Below are 14267 nucleotides of genomic sequence, written 5' to 3'. Positions count from 1 at the left end.
CTCTTTATAAAAGGTAAGTGAAAAAATGACAGTGTATTTTATTGGCGCCGGCCCTGGTGATCCTGATTTGATGACAGTGAAAGCGGTCAAAACCATGGAGCGCTGCCCGATTGTTCTTTATGCTGGTTCCTTGATTCCACCACAGGTGATCGATAGTGTCCGTGGTACTGCCGAAGCGATTTACGATACGGCCGAAATGAATCTAGATGAAACCACAGCAGTCATCGAAAAAGCGGCTCAAGAAGGCAAAGACGTTGCTCGTTTACAGTCTGGTGACCCTGCTTTATATGGTGCGATTGGCGAGCAAATTCGTCGTTTAGAAGAATTAGATATTGATTATGAAGTCATTCCTGGTGTTAGTGCTGTGGCGGCATCGGCTGCGTTACTACGCAAAGAATTGACCTTATCAGGTGTCTCTCAAACCGTTATTATGACGCGCTATGAAGGCAAAACACCTTTCCCAGAACGAGAGCGTTTGCCTGCTTTAGCACAAAGTGGTGCGACGTTAGCTATTCATCTTGGAATTACTCGTATCCATAAAATCGTCGAAGAACTGATTCCTCATTATGGTGAAGATTGCCCCGTTGCTGTGTGTTATCGCACTAGTTGGCCAGATCAAGACTATGTGGTGGGAACTTTAGCGGATATTGTTGCCAAAGTAAGAGAGAAAAAATTCACTCGCACCAGTTTGATATTGGTCGGGAAGGTATTAGACACAGAAGATTTTGCAGACTCCTATTTATACGACAAAGGACAGGCACACATCTTTCGTAAGATACATAAGTCTAAGAAAACATAATTTTAAAATATTATCCCTTAAAGTAAGAAGGATGAATCATGCAGTTGAATAAAATTCCAACAACAATTGTGACTGGCTTTTTGGGCAGTGGTAAAACAACCTTATTATCCAATGTGCTAAAGCAAGCGGCAGGCAAACGTATCGCCGTGATCGTTAACGAATTTGGCGAGCTAGACATAGATTCCGATCTATTGCGCTCTTGTCCACTTGATTGCCCAGAAGGGGTGGAAGAGGGAAACCAGCGCAGTGACGACGGCTTTTACGAATTGGCGAACGGCTGTATTTGCTGCACGGTAGAAGAAGAGTTTTTACCTGTCATGCAGCAGCTTGTTGCTCGCCGTGATGATATAGATCATATCCTGATTGAAACCAGCGGTTTGGCGTTGCCAAAACCTTTGGTGCAAGCCTTCAACTGGCCGGGCATCAAAGAGCATTGCACGGTCGATGCGGTGATTACCGTGGTTGATGGTGCGGCGGTGGCTGCAGGCCGTTTTGCTCATGATGAAGGTAAGGTACAAGCCCAGCGCCTAGCTGATGAAAGTCTGGATCACGATCCTAGCTTGCAGGAATTATTAGATGATCAGCTAAGTGCGGCAGACTTGGTGGTGGTTAGTAAAAACGACTTACTCAATGACGAAGAACGTGCTCGCGTGCAGGCGATTATTGCTCACGAAGTGCCAAGCACAGTCAAAACCGTTTATATCGAAAATGGTGAAGCGGCTCTGGATGTTTTGTTGGGCATCGACGCAGCAACGGAAAGTCGAATCGATGAAGTTCACAACCATCACGATCATCATCACGCCCATGGCGAGCATCATGATCATGCGCATGATCATTTTGATTCTTTTGTGGTTACTTTGGGCGAAGTGCAATCTGATCTTTTACAAGACACTTTAACTCAGTTGGTTGAAGAGCATAATATCTTTCGTGTAAAAGGCTTTGCAGCGGTTCATGGCAAACCTATGCGCCAAGTGTTTCAAGTGGTTGGAACGCGTTTGGATCGTTATTTTGACCGATTATGGCAACCAGAAGAAGTGCGTAAAACTCAGTTGGTGTTTATTGGTAAAGGCATTAGTAAAGAGCAGGTTGAGAATGTATTACATGATGCTTTGAGTGCTTGATCACGGCTACTGCGCTTGCCAATACTTTGTTAAAAATAGACTCGAATTGCTCATTTATAACTATAAACTCCGCTTTCTCGTCTATTTTCGCCTCGTCTTGGCTTCGCTCGTAACACCGTGAATAAGTGTCGAATAACCTAATAACTAGATTGATTTAGTAAAAGAACGTAATTGGAGAAACCGTGCACTTATTAGCAGCCAAACCGGGTGGCTTTGTTGACGACGAAGGGATTGTCGATCTTGGACAAACCCCAGCAGACTTAGTGATTTTGGCGGCGGCGGATAGTGTACTCGGTGCACTTGGCAGTGCACTTGATCAAGTCGCTTCTCTCAATCGTCCCCATGATGGATTGAACGACGTCCGATTACCGAGTGTTCGCCTTGCCAATTGGATGCAGTTGGTCAAACCGGCTGCTTACGATTTGTACGAGCACAAGGTGCTTGATCATGCCAAGGTCGTTATTGTCTCACTATTGGGTGGCGAGCATTATTGGGAATATGGTTTCCAGCGACTACAAGAGTGGGCGAGAGCCAAAGCTGGCCGAACACTGATTGTGGTGCCTGGGGACGATTCACAAGATCCTTCGTTAACAAGAGTCTCTACCGCAAAGCCAGAAGACTGCCATCGAGTGTGGCGTTATCTACGTGAAAGTGGCCAAGCAAACTCTCAGCAATTGTTCTATTTCCTCACGGATCACTACTTCGGCACGCCTTGCCACTGGCAAGAGCCAGCCCCTTTGCCAAGTGCGCTTATTTATCATGCTAGTCATTCCTCTAGTTTTGCCCAGTGGCAAAACCATTATTCCGATGAATTAGCGCAAGGCTCGCCTGTTGCTATCTTGGCGTTTTATCGTTCCCATCTACAAAGCGGTAACACTGCGATGTTTGATGGTCTTATCGAGATATTAAAGCAAGAAGGTCTAGTGCCGCTTGCTGTAGCAGTGAGCTCCCTCAAAGACGATGTATCGGTGGGCTTGATCGAGTCGTTAGTGGAACGCACACAAGCCAAGGTGATTTTAAATACCACGGGTTTCGCTGCCAATCGCGTGGGAAGTCCTGATCTAGCTTCTGAGCCAACGGATTTTCAATCAGCCTTTGCTTCGCCCATTCCTGTTTTACAGTTGATTCTTTCTGGTAGTACCGAAGAAGATTGGCAAGCGCAAACTCAAGGCTTGCGCAGCCGTGATGTCGCTATGCAAATCGTCCTACCAGAGATGGACGGGCGTATTATCACGCGAGCTGTGAGCTTCAAGGCTTTGAGTCATTACAATGACATTGCTCAAGTGGATTTGGTGCGTTACGAATTACAGGAAGAGCGTGCGCGTTTTGTCGCTCAGCTTGCCAAGCGTTTTGCCAATTTAGCCAGTAAGCCAAATCATGAAAAACGCATCGCCTTTGTGTTAGCAAACTACCCAACCAAAGATGGTCGTATTGGTAACGGCGTTGGTTTGGATACGCCAGCCTCGGCAGTGAATCTACTAAAAGCCTTAGAAGCCGCAGGTTATCCTATCGACAACATTCCCGATCATGGCAACGCCTTGATTGAAGAATTGCTCGGCGCTGTGACCAATAATCCCAACACCTTGCATGAGCGCGGTTGCTGGCAAAGCCTCGTTTTAGAAGACTACTTACATTATTTCTATCAGTTGCCGTTGGAATGCCAGAACGCGGTTTGGGATCGCTGGGGGCCGCCAGAAGACGATGATAAATGCCGCGAGCAAAATGGCCAGAGACGCATCATGTTGGCAGGCATTCGCTTAGGGGAAACCTTTGTTGGTATTCAGCCGGCCCGTGGTTTTAATTTAGATTTGGCAGCGAATTATCATGACCCAGATTTGATTCCGCCTCACAGCTATTTGGCTTTTTACTTTTGGTTGCGTCACGTCTACAAAGTCGATGCCTTTGTTCATGTGGGGAAACATGGCAACCTTGAATGGTTACCGGGCAAAGGCACTGCTTTGTCAGCTTCTTGCTGGCCTGATATTGCTCTTGGGCCAATGCCACACTTTTATCCCTTTATCGTCAATGATCCGGGGGAAGGAGCGCAAGCCAAACGCCGCACGCAAGCAGTGATTATCGATCATCTGATGCCGCCCATGACCCGTGCTGAAACCTATGGCGACATGGCCGAGCTAGAAAATTTAGTCGATGAATATTACCAAGCCATGGGCATGGATGTACGCCGTGAAACCTGGCTACGTGAGCAGATTCTTGAAAAGGTCCAAACCACGCATCTGCTTGAAGAGCTGGCAGGAGTGCAAGCGGACAATGATGACTCTGTACTGGAAGGGTTAGATACCTATTTATGTGAGATAAAAGAAGCGCAAATCCGCCATGGTTTGCATCGTCTAGGAGAATTGCCCGAAGACGATAAACTTGCCGATACGCTAGTAGCTTTGTTGCGTTTGCCTCGCGGTAGTGAGGTTTCCAGTCAAGGCATTCTACACGTCTTGGTTAAAGACTTGTCGCTGGAACAAGACGATTTTGATCCGATGAAAAGTGAGCGAACACCTTGGTTCGGCAATAAACCTGAGTTTTTACAATCAGTAAGCGAACTAACGTGGCGGACTCATGCTGACACCAAGGAACGCTTGGAACTATTTGCCAAAGAGCTGGTTTTGAGCCATTTGATTGGAGAAGGCTTCACTGATGAGTTGGCAACAAAACTCCCTCAAACCGCCGTGTTATTGGCGCACAGTAAAAAACGCTTATTGGTTGCTTTGCAACAAAGTGCTCATGATGAAATTCAGGCGTTAATAACAGGATTGACTGGTGGCTTTATTCCCCCAGGCCCAAGTGGTGCACCGACACGTGGCCGACTCGATACCTTGCCTACTGGCCGAAACTTTTTCTCTGTGGATAATCGTGCTATTCCTTCGCCTGCAGCCTGGGCAATAGGTCAGCAGTCAGCCGAAGCGCTTATTCAGCGCCACTTGCAAGAGCATGGTGATTATCCGAAAGATTTAGGTTTGTCCGTATGGGGAACGGCCACTATGCGAACTGGCGGCGATGATATTGCCCAAGCGTTTGCTTTGATGGGGGTTCGTCCTATTTGGGCGCCGGGATCAAACCGTGTGACTGATTTTGAAATCCTTTCTTGCATGCAATTAGGTCGTCCACGAGTGGATGTTACCCTGCGTGTTTCTGGCTTCTTTCGTGATGCTTTCGCCAACGTTATGCGACTCTATGATGCGGCAGTGCAGGCTATTGCAGATTATCAAGAGCCTGGCACAGGCAATGTGATTCGCGCCAATGTGGAAGCGCGCAAAAGTAAATTGCTTGCTCAAGGTATGAGTGAAACTGAGTCAAATCGTCAAGCCACTTATCGTGTTTTTGGTAGCAAACCTGGCGCTTATGGCGCTGGTTTACAGGGCTTGATTGATGAGCGTTGTTGGGACACCAAAGCGGATTTGGCGGAAGCTTATGTGAACTGGGGCGGTTATGCCTATGATGGTAATAATTACAATGGTAAACAAGACGGAGTAGAGGCTAAGTCCGCCTTTGTTGAGCGTTTGTCTCAATTAGATGCCGTCGTGCAAAACCAAGATAACCGTGAGCACGATATTCTTGACTCGGACGATTATTATCAATTCCAAGGTGGCATGACCAATGCGGTAACAGAGTTTAGCGGCCAAGCGCCGAGTGTTTATCATAGCGATCATTCCAATCCGAGTTCGCCAAAAATTCGTACCTTAAAAGAAGAGCTGAATCGTGTGGTGCGTTCGCGGGTGCTGAACCCCAAATGGATCGACGCTATGCAAACTCACGGTTATAAAGGTGCGTTTGAAATGACGGCGACCGTAGATTATTTGTTTGCCTACGATGCGACGACAGATCTGGTGGCGGATTATCAATATGAGCAAGTAACTGATCGGTTATTGCTGGATCCAGACAACCAAGCCTTTATGCGCGATAATAACCCTCACGCGCTAGAAGAAATGGGTGAGCGCTTATTAGAAGCCATCCAGCGAGGCATGTGGCAGAACGCCGATGCACACCGTGAAAAAATACAATCCTTGTTGCTTGATTTAGATCAGCAACAAGAACAACGTCAGTGATCTTGGGCAGAAGATCGCTTGTAACCTTGCTAGTTGTATTTAGACTAATGACTAGCTGAGATGAATAAAGTAGAGAGAAATGATGAGTAATAGAGAACAGGCCAAAAAGGGCATTATGATTTGTGGTCACGGCAGCCGTGATAAAGATGCTGAACGTGAATTTGGCCTAGTGGCGAAAGGACTTAAAGCGCGCTATCCCGATCTTCCGGTGGAGTACGGCTTTCTAGAGTTTTCTGCTCCAAACATTCATATGGGTTTAAACAGCTTGGTTGACCAAGGTGTTGAAGAAATCTATGCCGTGCCGGGAATGCTCTTTGCTGCGACGCATGCAAAGAATGATATTCCTTCTGTATTAACCACTTACGAAGAAAAACATCCAGGTTTAAAGATCACTTATGGGCGTGAATTAGGCCTGCAAGATGACATGATTGACGCCTTTCAAGCGCGCATTTATGAATCCCTTGGCTTAGATCCAGAAAATCCACCAGAAAACCTTTATGACACCATGTTGGTGGTGGTTGGTCGTGGTACATCTGATACCTCTGCCAATGCCGAAGCGGCGAAGCTAACACGTATTGTTAATGAGAACATGGGCTTTGGTTGGGCGGACACTGTGTATTCTGGCGTGACTTATCCGTCTGTTGGTGTCGGTCTTGAAAAGTTAATGAAGCTTGGCTTTAAACGCATTGTTGTTGCTCCGTACTTTTTGTTTACGGGTCGATTGATCAAGCGTATTCAGGGCTATGTTGATAAGGTTGCTCAAGAGAACCAAGCGATTGAGTTTATTCAAACGCCTTACTTGAATGATCACCCTCGTGTTATTGATGCTTTCCAGAACCGTGTAGAAGAAATCATGCAGGGTGAATTACAAACTGGCGAAGAAAGCTTGATGAATTCCTTCAAGCGTCGTCTTGCTGCAGGCGAAGTGGATGTTCATCATCACCATGCCGAATTTGTTGACCCTCAAGACGATACGCAAGGATTGTCGGAATCCGATGCTAAGCACTTCACGAGTGTGATCCAGTCGGCAGATCATGGGCATTCATCAGTATTGAATCCAAATGGTCATTCCCATGGACATGATCACAGTCACGGGCATCCCCATGGTCATAGCCACTCTCATGATCATTCCCATGGGCATAGCCATGGCGTTTATAAACACATTGGTCATCCAATGGGGCCGCGTACCATGATTGGAGAAGGGGTTTGTTGCTGCTTTATGGGGCAGTTTACTGATGAAATTTTGGAAGAAGAGAAAGACAAAATCGACGGAGATTGCACGAAGACAGCATTTGCTCATAGATAATGGATCTTGTTTTAAACACAAAAAAACCAGAGCTCATGCTCTGGTTTTTTTATATTGATCACTAAATTTAATCAATTATTAAAACGTGAAAGGGTGGTCGCCCGTTTCGTCTTTAATGCGAGTCGGCAAGCCCATTTCGTTTAATAAACCTAAGAAAGGTCTTGGGTCAAGTTGCTCTACGTTGCGCATTTCTTTTGCATCCCAAGTGCCATTGGCAACTAGGATGGCTGCAGCAACTGGTGGAACGCCAGCGGTGTAAGAGATACCTTGGCTGCCCACTTCATTGTAAGCGTCTTTGTGGTCCGCTACGTTGTAGATAAATACTTCTCTTTCTTTGCCGTCTTTGATGCCTTTAACAACATCACCGATACAAGTCTTACCGGTGTATTCAGGAGCAAGAGAGGATGGATCAGGAAGCACTGCTTTAACGACTTTAAGCGGCACAACTTCTAAGCCTTCTGCCGTTTTAACAGGCTGCTCAGACAGCAGGCCTAGGCTTTGTAATACGGTGAATACGTTGATGTAATGTTCACCAAAACCCATCCAAAAACGTACGTTAGGCACATCTAAGTTTTGAGAAATAGAGTGTACTTCGTCATGCCCACTCATGTAGGAGGTTTGTTTTCCTACTATTGGTAGATCATCTGTACGACTTACTTCAAACATCTTGTTGACGTTCCATTCGCGATTCTGCCAAGAATACACAACACCGGTAAATTCACGGAAGTTGATCTCTGGGTCGAAGTTAGTCGCGAAATATTTACCATGGCTACCCGCGTTAATATCAATGATATCGATATCTGTTACGCTGTCGAAGTAATGGTTGTACGCAAGTGCTGCGTAGGCATTTACAACACCTGGATCAAAACCAACACCTAGAATGGCGGTGATACCTTTTTCTTTACAGGCGTCACGACGCTTCCATTCGTAGTTTGCGTACCAAGGTGGTGTTTCACAGATTTTTGCTGGATCTTCGTGGATTGCTGTATCTAAGTAAGCTGCCCCCGTTTCCATGCAAGCTTCAAGCACAGACATATTGATAAACGCTGAACCAACGTTAATAACAATCTGGGATTCCGTTTCTTGAATCAGTTTAACGGTTGCTGGCACGTCAAGAGCGTTTAGGGCGAATGCTTGAATGCGGCCCTCTACTTTCATGCTGCCTTTGTCGAGGACACTGGATACAATATCGTCGCATTTCGAAACGCTGCGTGAAGCAATTGCGATATTGCCCAGTGTGTCATTGTGTTGGGCGCATTTGTGTGCCACAACTTGTGCCACGCCTCCGCCGCCAATAATGAGAACATTTTTTTTCATGGTAGTGCTTTCTCCAAAGTAGTAATCGAAGCAGAATTAAGACAAGTTCTGCTCAAAATCGTGGTAACCGAATTCCCTAACAAGTTCGATGCTGCCATCCAATTGGCGTATGGCAATAGACGGCATCTTAACACCGTTAAACCAGTTCTTCTTCACCATGGTATAACCTGCTGCGTCTTGGAAAGACAGGCGGTCACCCACTTGCAGTGTTTTATCAAATTTGAATTCACCGAAAATATCACCAGCTAAGCAGGATTTTCCGCAAATCATGTATTCATGTTCGCCATCACAAGGTGTCATTTTAGCATTTTCACGATAGATCAGCAGATCCAGCATGTGAGCTTCGATAGAGCTATCAACGACCGCTAAATTTTTACCGTTGAATAATGTGTCTAGTACGGTCACTTCTAATGTGGTGCTTTTGGTGATACTGGCTTCACCTGGTTCTAAATAGACCTGAATGTCGTATTTTTCGGCAAACGTTTTTAAACGCTGGCAGAATTTATCAATTGGGTAGTCATCACCAGTAAAGTGAATGCCGCCACCAAGGCTGACCCATTTTACCTGCTGAATCAGGTGGCCAAAACGCTCTTCGATTAGGTTTAACATCTCGTCAAAGCGTTCAAAACTGTTGTTCTCACAATTATTGTGGAACATAAAACCAGAGATATCGTTAATCACCGTGGCGATTTTTTCAGGATCCCATTCGCCAAGACGACTAAAAGGTCTGGCGGGATCGGCGATCAAAAATTCAGAGGTGCTGACTTGTGGGTTAACGCGTAAACCACGAGTCTTGTCTTTACTGGCTTCTTTAAAACGATTGAATTGGCCAATGGAGTTGAAAATGATTTTGTCTGAGTGATCCAGCACTTCAGCAATTTCATCGTCAGAATAGGCGACGCTGTAAGCATGTGTTTCACCTTTAAATTTGGTTTTTCCCAGCTTGACTTCGTACAAGGAAGAGGACGTGGTGCCATCCATGTAGTCTTGCATTAAGTCAAATACAGACCACGTCGCAAAGCATTTAAGAGCTAATAAAGACTTGGCTCCGGACTCTTGGCGCACATAAGCGATCTTCTCTAGGTTCTTAAGAAGAGCAGCTTTATCAATGAGGTAATAAGGTGTCTTGATCATGGCAACCTGCCGTTAGTCAAAACGGTGTATTCTAGTGCAAAGGAGGGGGCTTTTTCTAGCTCAATAAAGGTATTTTACAGGGCTTTTTATGACATTTTAACGACTTCTATTGGTTTTTGTCCTATGCCCATCTAATGACCGTGGGGGGTTGTGAAATAAACGAAGAAAGAATTAAGGCTATTTCGTGATTCGTTAGTAGTTTGTAATGAATTATAGGCCTCCTGCTTATTTCCCTCTATAATCCTGCGCTATAAATTTAACGTGGTGCTTAGATTTCAAGAATAGCCGAGCCGCGATAGTTGGAAGATTTTTAAAGTGTATGAGGAACATCCTAGTATGTTGATTTTAGTTGTTGGGTTAGTCATTTTCTTTGTGTTGCATTCCATTCGCTTGGTTGCACCTCAATGGCGTGAGACAAGTATGGCAAGGCATGGCGCAATGCGCTGGAAGATGCGTTTTGGCATGGTGACCTTGATTGCCACTGCTTTTATTGTAATGGGTTATATGCAAGTTCGCCTTGAGCCTGTGTGGTTGTGGTTTCCTCCTGTTTGGTCTCGTCATTTAGCTGGCTTATTGGTACTGGTTGCACTTTTCTTCGTTGGTTCTGCGTTAGTGCCGAATACAACGATGAAAAATAAAGTGGGCTACCCAATGTTAATTGCGGTGAAGCTATGGGCTTTCGCGCATTTAATCAGTAACGGCACTTTAGCGGATCTGATTATCTTCGGAAGCTTCTTGGTTTGGTCTATTGTGAGTTTTGCCGTATATCGTCGTCGAGATCGTAAGGCTGGCGTTGTTTATAAAACCTCGGAAGAATCCACTGTGCCAACGAACTTGATTGCCTTTGTTTTTGCTATGGTATCGTGGTTTGCTATCGTTTTTTATCTTCATCAAGCGATTATTGGCGTTTCACCACTAGTGTAACCTGTTGCGAAAGCATAATAGTTAGAGAAATAAAAACGGCCTATCAGGTACATCTGATAGGCCGTTTTTATTGATATCCGGTTATTATGTTCTGAAGTGATTGATGTTTTTGATCAAGTCATCCGCTAGCACTTTTAACTCTTCGGCACGAGCTGCACTTTCTGCTGCAATTGCCACAAGCTCTGTCGAGCCTTGTTGTATGTCAGCTGTGTTCTGATTCACTTCTGCAGTAACACTAGTTTGCTCTTCAGTTGCTGTTGCTATTTGTGCTGCCCGGTCGTTAATGGTGGTGACAGACTGTTGAATCTTATCTAGGCTCTCTCTGGCCTGATTAACGTCTTCAACGCTACTATTTGCTCTGGTATGGCTTAATTGAATTTTATTCACCGCATCCTTGGTGATTTTCTGTAGAGATTCAATCATTTTTTGAATTTCTTCAATTGAGCTATAAGTACGTTGTGACAACACTCGAACTTCATCAGCCACTACGGCAAAGCCTCGTCCTTGCTCGCCAGCACGTGCCGCTTCGATTGCTGCATTTAGGGCTAATAAGTTAGTTTGCTCAGCAATACCTGAGATCGTCGTTAAGATAGTATTAATACCATCGGCGTTTTTACTAAGGTCATTAATGACACCAGCAACACCTTGGATATCTTCTGCGAGAGTTCTAATGCTTTCTTGGCTTTTCAGTACTTGTGATTGACCAATGTTGCTGGCTGCAACTGTCTCATCAGCATTGATTGCAGTGTTGGTCGCGTTGCTAGCGATTTCTTGTGTCGCCTGTGCCATTTGATGAATGGCCGTCGCTACCATTGAAATATTGTGTTGCTGCTCTTCTAGTTTCAGAGAGCTGTTTCTAGAGGATGTGTGTGACGCACTGGCTTGGCCTGATAATTCATGGCCAATTTTTTTGAGATGTGACACGGTGCCATGTAGCAGGGCGACGAACTTGTTAAAGTTGTCTACCAATACCGCGATTTCATCTTTAGAACTGGCGGTTAGACGTTGTGTTAGATCTCCGTCACCTTGGGCAATTTGCGCCATGCTGTCAGAAACGCGACGTAAATCTTTTAATAGGAATCGTGTCACTTGAACAACGACCAATATGGCAATCGAAAGCAAAATAAAGACGGCGATAATAATGTTTGTTCCCAAGCTAACAAGTGGGGCATTCAGAACGTCTTTGTTCATCATTAACCCTAACACCCAAGGGCTGCCTTTGATGTTGCTTGCATACATATCAATATCTTTGTCATCTATATTTAGCTCGGTAAATTTAGCTTTAGAGCCAACACCTTTGAAAAAGTCGTTGTTTAATATCGGGGATAAGTCCGTAGCATCCTTCAAAATACGATCTGTGTTGGGGTGAGCAATGATTTTACCGTCGCCATCGAATAATACGCTATAGCCGTTACCAGCGACTTTCATCGCTAGAATACTGTCTAGTATGCTATCTAAAAATACCAGACCACCAATGGCACCTATAAACTTCCCGTTAACGGTAATGGGCTCTACAAATGTCATTGAAAGCTTTTTAGTAGAGGCTGAGATATAAGGTGCAGTGACATAAGCGTTATTTTTCTGTTTGGCATCAATGTACCAGCTGCGTTTACGCGGGTCGTAATCAGCACTGTTGAGTGATGGATCATGGCGGTACATTGCGCCATTTTCCATCCCTAAAAAAGTCATACCAAACCCGAGACTGGCTTGAGCTTGTTGGAGGATATTAAGAATGTCTTTTTCGTTTAGATCAGGATTGTCTTGTAAAGAAGCTTCTATTTTTTGTTTGATGGCTTGCATGGTGCTGCTGCGATCATCAGACCAGCTGTTGATATAAGTTGAAATAGCATTGGCTTGAGAGCTTGCTTCTGATTTTATGCGAGCATCACTGTCTGTTTTGAAGGCATAGAAGGAAACACCGCCAACACCGATAGCAATAATCACAGCCACAATAATGGACTGAAGGGTTATTTTAGTCTGTAACGAAAGATACATTTAATATCTCCTGAGCTTAGTGGTAAATGCAATTATAAATATAGGGCATATTCTATATTATTCACTGTTATTTCATTGCAGCTTTTTGTGTGTCTCATAAATGTTTTCTTGGTGTTATCGATGGCTTTGATACTTTTGGATCTTTCTGCTATCGTCCGCGGCCCTTTCCTATTAGCGATAACAGGTAATTTTAGATGATTTGTGGATTTGATTACGGAACATCAAATTGTGCATTAGGCATAGTTCAGGATTCTGCTGTGCGTTTGGTCGCTTTAGAAGGAGAGCATGCATTTTTACCCTCTACTTTATACGCTTTAGATAGAGATTTAATTACTGAAGCGGTCGGAAGAGGGCTGCCAGATATTCAGTCAAGGCAAGCGTTTGCAGAATTGCGAATGAACGCGTTAACAAGAGCAAAACGAGCTCGTTATGAAGAAGATATTGCGGATGAAGATCAAACGTTATTTTTTGGCCGTGCGGCATTTGACGAATATTTCCAATGGCCTGAAGAAGGTTACTTCGTAAAATCACCTAAGTCATTTCTAGGCGGTGCAGGACTGCGCTCCGAGCATATACATTTTTTTGAAGATGTAGTCACTGTGATGATGCAGAACATCAAACAGCGTGCTGAAAAAAGCTTGGGCGCTGACATTACTCACACTGTTATTGGCCGTCCTGTTAACTTCCAAGGCCTTGATGCAGAAGTCAGTAACCGCCAAGCGCTAGAGATTTTAACAACAGCAGGCAAGCGAGCTGGGTTTAAAGAAATCGAGTTTCTTTATGAGCCAATTGCGGCTGGTTTGGATTTTGAAGTTAAGCTTACCGAAAATAAAACGGTATTGGTTGTGGATATCGGTGGCGGCACTACGGACTGTGCCATGGTTCGTATGGGCCCTGATTATCTTCAAAAAGAAGATCGTCGTGGTGATTTTTTAGCGCATACCGGTGAGCGGATTGGCGGTAATGATTTAGATATACAGATTGCAGGTAAGCATTTAATGCCGCTTTTTGGTATGGAGTCATTGTTAAAAACAGGCTTGCCAATGCCGACGCAGCTTTATTGGAATGCCATTACAACCAATGATGTTTCAGCCATTGCGACCTTCAATAGTATGGAAACGAAGAACCAAATGCATCAGCTACGAGTGGATGCGGCAGAACCAAAATTGATTGAGCGTTTCTTGCGAATGCGTGAAGAAAAGCATAACTATCATATTGTTCGCAGTGCGGAAGAGGCGAAGATTGCGTTGTCCGACGCCCAGAACTATTTTGCTTCACTGGACTATATTGAAGCCGCTTTAGGTGCTGATGTTACCCGCGAACAATTGGCGAAATCGATTGCTTCTCCATTAGAGAAAATGCTGAATTTAATGAAAGCAGCCATTGAACAGGCGGGTGAGAAACCAGACCTCATTTATATGACGGGTGGCTCGGCTAAATCGCCAGTTATTCGCGATGCAATTCAAGCGAATATCGGTGACATTCCTGTATTGGATGGTGACCACTTTGGTAGTGTGGCGGCAGGTTTGACGGTTTGGTCTGATAAAATTTTTAAATAGATTTTACAAGACTTTTTAAGCTCATGAAAAAGGGAACAAGCCATTGGCTGTTCC

At 44.8% G+C, this 14267-nt stretch carries 9 protein-coding genes; 6 read left to right on the top strand and 3 right to left on the bottom strand.

The window, feature by feature from the left end:
- Window positions 1-25 precede the first annotated feature (25 nt).
- From cobM to JSY38_RS04100, 4 genes are all read left to right on the top strand, one after another.
- Window positions 26-799: a precorrin-4 C(11)-methyltransferase gene (cobM, locus tag JSY38_RS04115; RefSeq protein WP_205115435.1), complete on the top strand. Its 774-nt coding sequence runs from the start codon at window positions 26-28 to the stop codon at window positions 797-799.
- A 38-nt stretch (window positions 800-837) separates the two neighbouring features.
- Window positions 838-1920 (top strand): cobalamin biosynthesis protein CobW, encoded by a 1083-nt coding sequence (gene cobW / locus JSY38_RS04110; protein WP_205115434.1) that lies wholly within the window; start codon window positions 838-840, stop codon window positions 1918-1920.
- Between the two features lie 182 nt (window positions 1921-2102).
- Window positions 2103-5978, top strand: coding sequence for a cobaltochelatase subunit CobN (cobN, locus tag JSY38_RS04105; protein ID WP_205115432.1), 3876 nt, complete (start codon window positions 2103-2105; stop codon window positions 5976-5978).
- An 82-nt stretch (window positions 5979-6060) separates the two neighbouring features.
- Window positions 6061-7284 carry a sirohydrochlorin chelatase gene (locus JSY38_RS04100; protein ID WP_205116674.1) on the top strand — a complete coding sequence of 408 codons (1224 nt, stop codon included), beginning with the start codon at window positions 6061-6063 and terminating at the stop codon, window positions 7282-7284.
- A gap of 78 nt (window positions 7285-7362) precedes the next feature.
- On the opposite strand, the gene JSY38_RS04095 is transcribed toward JSY38_RS04100, so the two are convergent.
- Both JSY38_RS04095 and nspC read right to left on the bottom strand, forming a co-directional pair.
- On the bottom strand, window positions 7363-8601 hold the full coding sequence (locus JSY38_RS04095; protein WP_205115430.1) for a saccharopine dehydrogenase family protein: 1239 nt from the start codon (window positions 8599-8601) through the stop codon (window positions 7363-7365).
- A 36-nt stretch (window positions 8602-8637) separates the two neighbouring features.
- Window positions 8638-9735 (bottom strand): carboxynorspermidine decarboxylase, encoded by a 1098-nt coding sequence (gene nspC, locus JSY38_RS04090; protein WP_205115429.1) that lies wholly within the window; start codon window positions 9733-9735, stop codon window positions 8638-8640.
- 336 nt (window positions 9736-10071) lie between these two features.
- Here nspC and JSY38_RS04085 point away from each other — a divergent pair, with 336 nt between their 5' ends.
- The gene (locus tag JSY38_RS04085) at window positions 10072-10659 is read left to right on the top strand and encodes an NnrU family protein (protein WP_114411628.1); all 588 of its coding nucleotides are present in this window, start codon (window positions 10072-10074) and stop codon (window positions 10657-10659) included.
- 84 nt (window positions 10660-10743) lie between these two features.
- On the opposite strand, the gene JSY38_RS04080 is transcribed toward JSY38_RS04085, so the two are convergent.
- Window positions 10744-12654, bottom strand: coding sequence for a methyl-accepting chemotaxis protein (locus tag JSY38_RS04080; protein WP_205115428.1), 1911 nt, complete (start codon window positions 12652-12654; stop codon window positions 10744-10746).
- 194 nt (window positions 12655-12848) lie between these two features.
- Between JSY38_RS04080 and yegD the strand changes: the two genes are divergently transcribed.
- Window positions 12849-14213: a molecular chaperone gene (gene yegD / locus JSY38_RS04075; RefSeq protein ID WP_114411630.1), complete on the top strand. Its 1365-nt coding sequence runs from the start codon at window positions 12849-12851 to the stop codon at window positions 14211-14213.
- Window positions 14214-14267: the final 54 nt, after the last annotated feature.

The sequence above is a fragment of the Marinomonas foliarum genome (assembly GCF_016906065.1).
Taxonomy (GTDB): Bacteria; Pseudomonadota; Gammaproteobacteria; order Pseudomonadales; family Marinomonadaceae; genus Marinomonas; species Marinomonas foliarum.
Note: the sequence above shows the minus strand (reverse complement) of the source record. Positions and strands in the feature narration are given on the sequence as shown.

Bases quoted from the DNA above. Each gene is read 5' to 3' on its own strand.
- cobM (WP_205115435.1), top strand. From the start codon at position 26: ATGACAGTGTATTTTATTGGCGCCGGCCCTGGTGATCCTGATTTGATG.
- cobW (WP_205115434.1), top strand. From the start codon at position 838: ATGCAGTTGAATAAAATTCCAACAACAATTGTGACTGGCTTTTTGGGC.
- JSY38_RS04100 (WP_205116674.1), top strand. From the start codon at position 6,061: ATGAGTAATAGAGAACAGGCCAAAAAGGGCATTATGATTTGTGGTCAC.
- JSY38_RS04095 (WP_205115430.1), bottom strand. From the start codon at position 8,601: ATGAAAAAAAATGTTCTCATTATTGGCGGCGGAGGCGTGGCACAAGTT.
- nspC (WP_205115429.1), bottom strand. From the start codon at position 9,735: ATGATCAAGACACCTTATTACCTCATTGATAAAGCTGCTCTTCTTAAG.
- JSY38_RS04085 (WP_114411628.1), top strand. From the start codon at position 10,072: ATGTTGATTTTAGTTGTTGGGTTAGTCATTTTCTTTGTGTTGCATTCC.
- JSY38_RS04080 (WP_205115428.1), bottom strand. From the start codon at position 12,654: ATGTATCTTTCGTTACAGACTAAAATAACCCTTCAGTCCATTATTGTG.
- yegD (WP_114411630.1), top strand. From the start codon at position 12,849: ATGATTTGTGGATTTGATTACGGAACATCAAATTGTGCATTAGGCATA.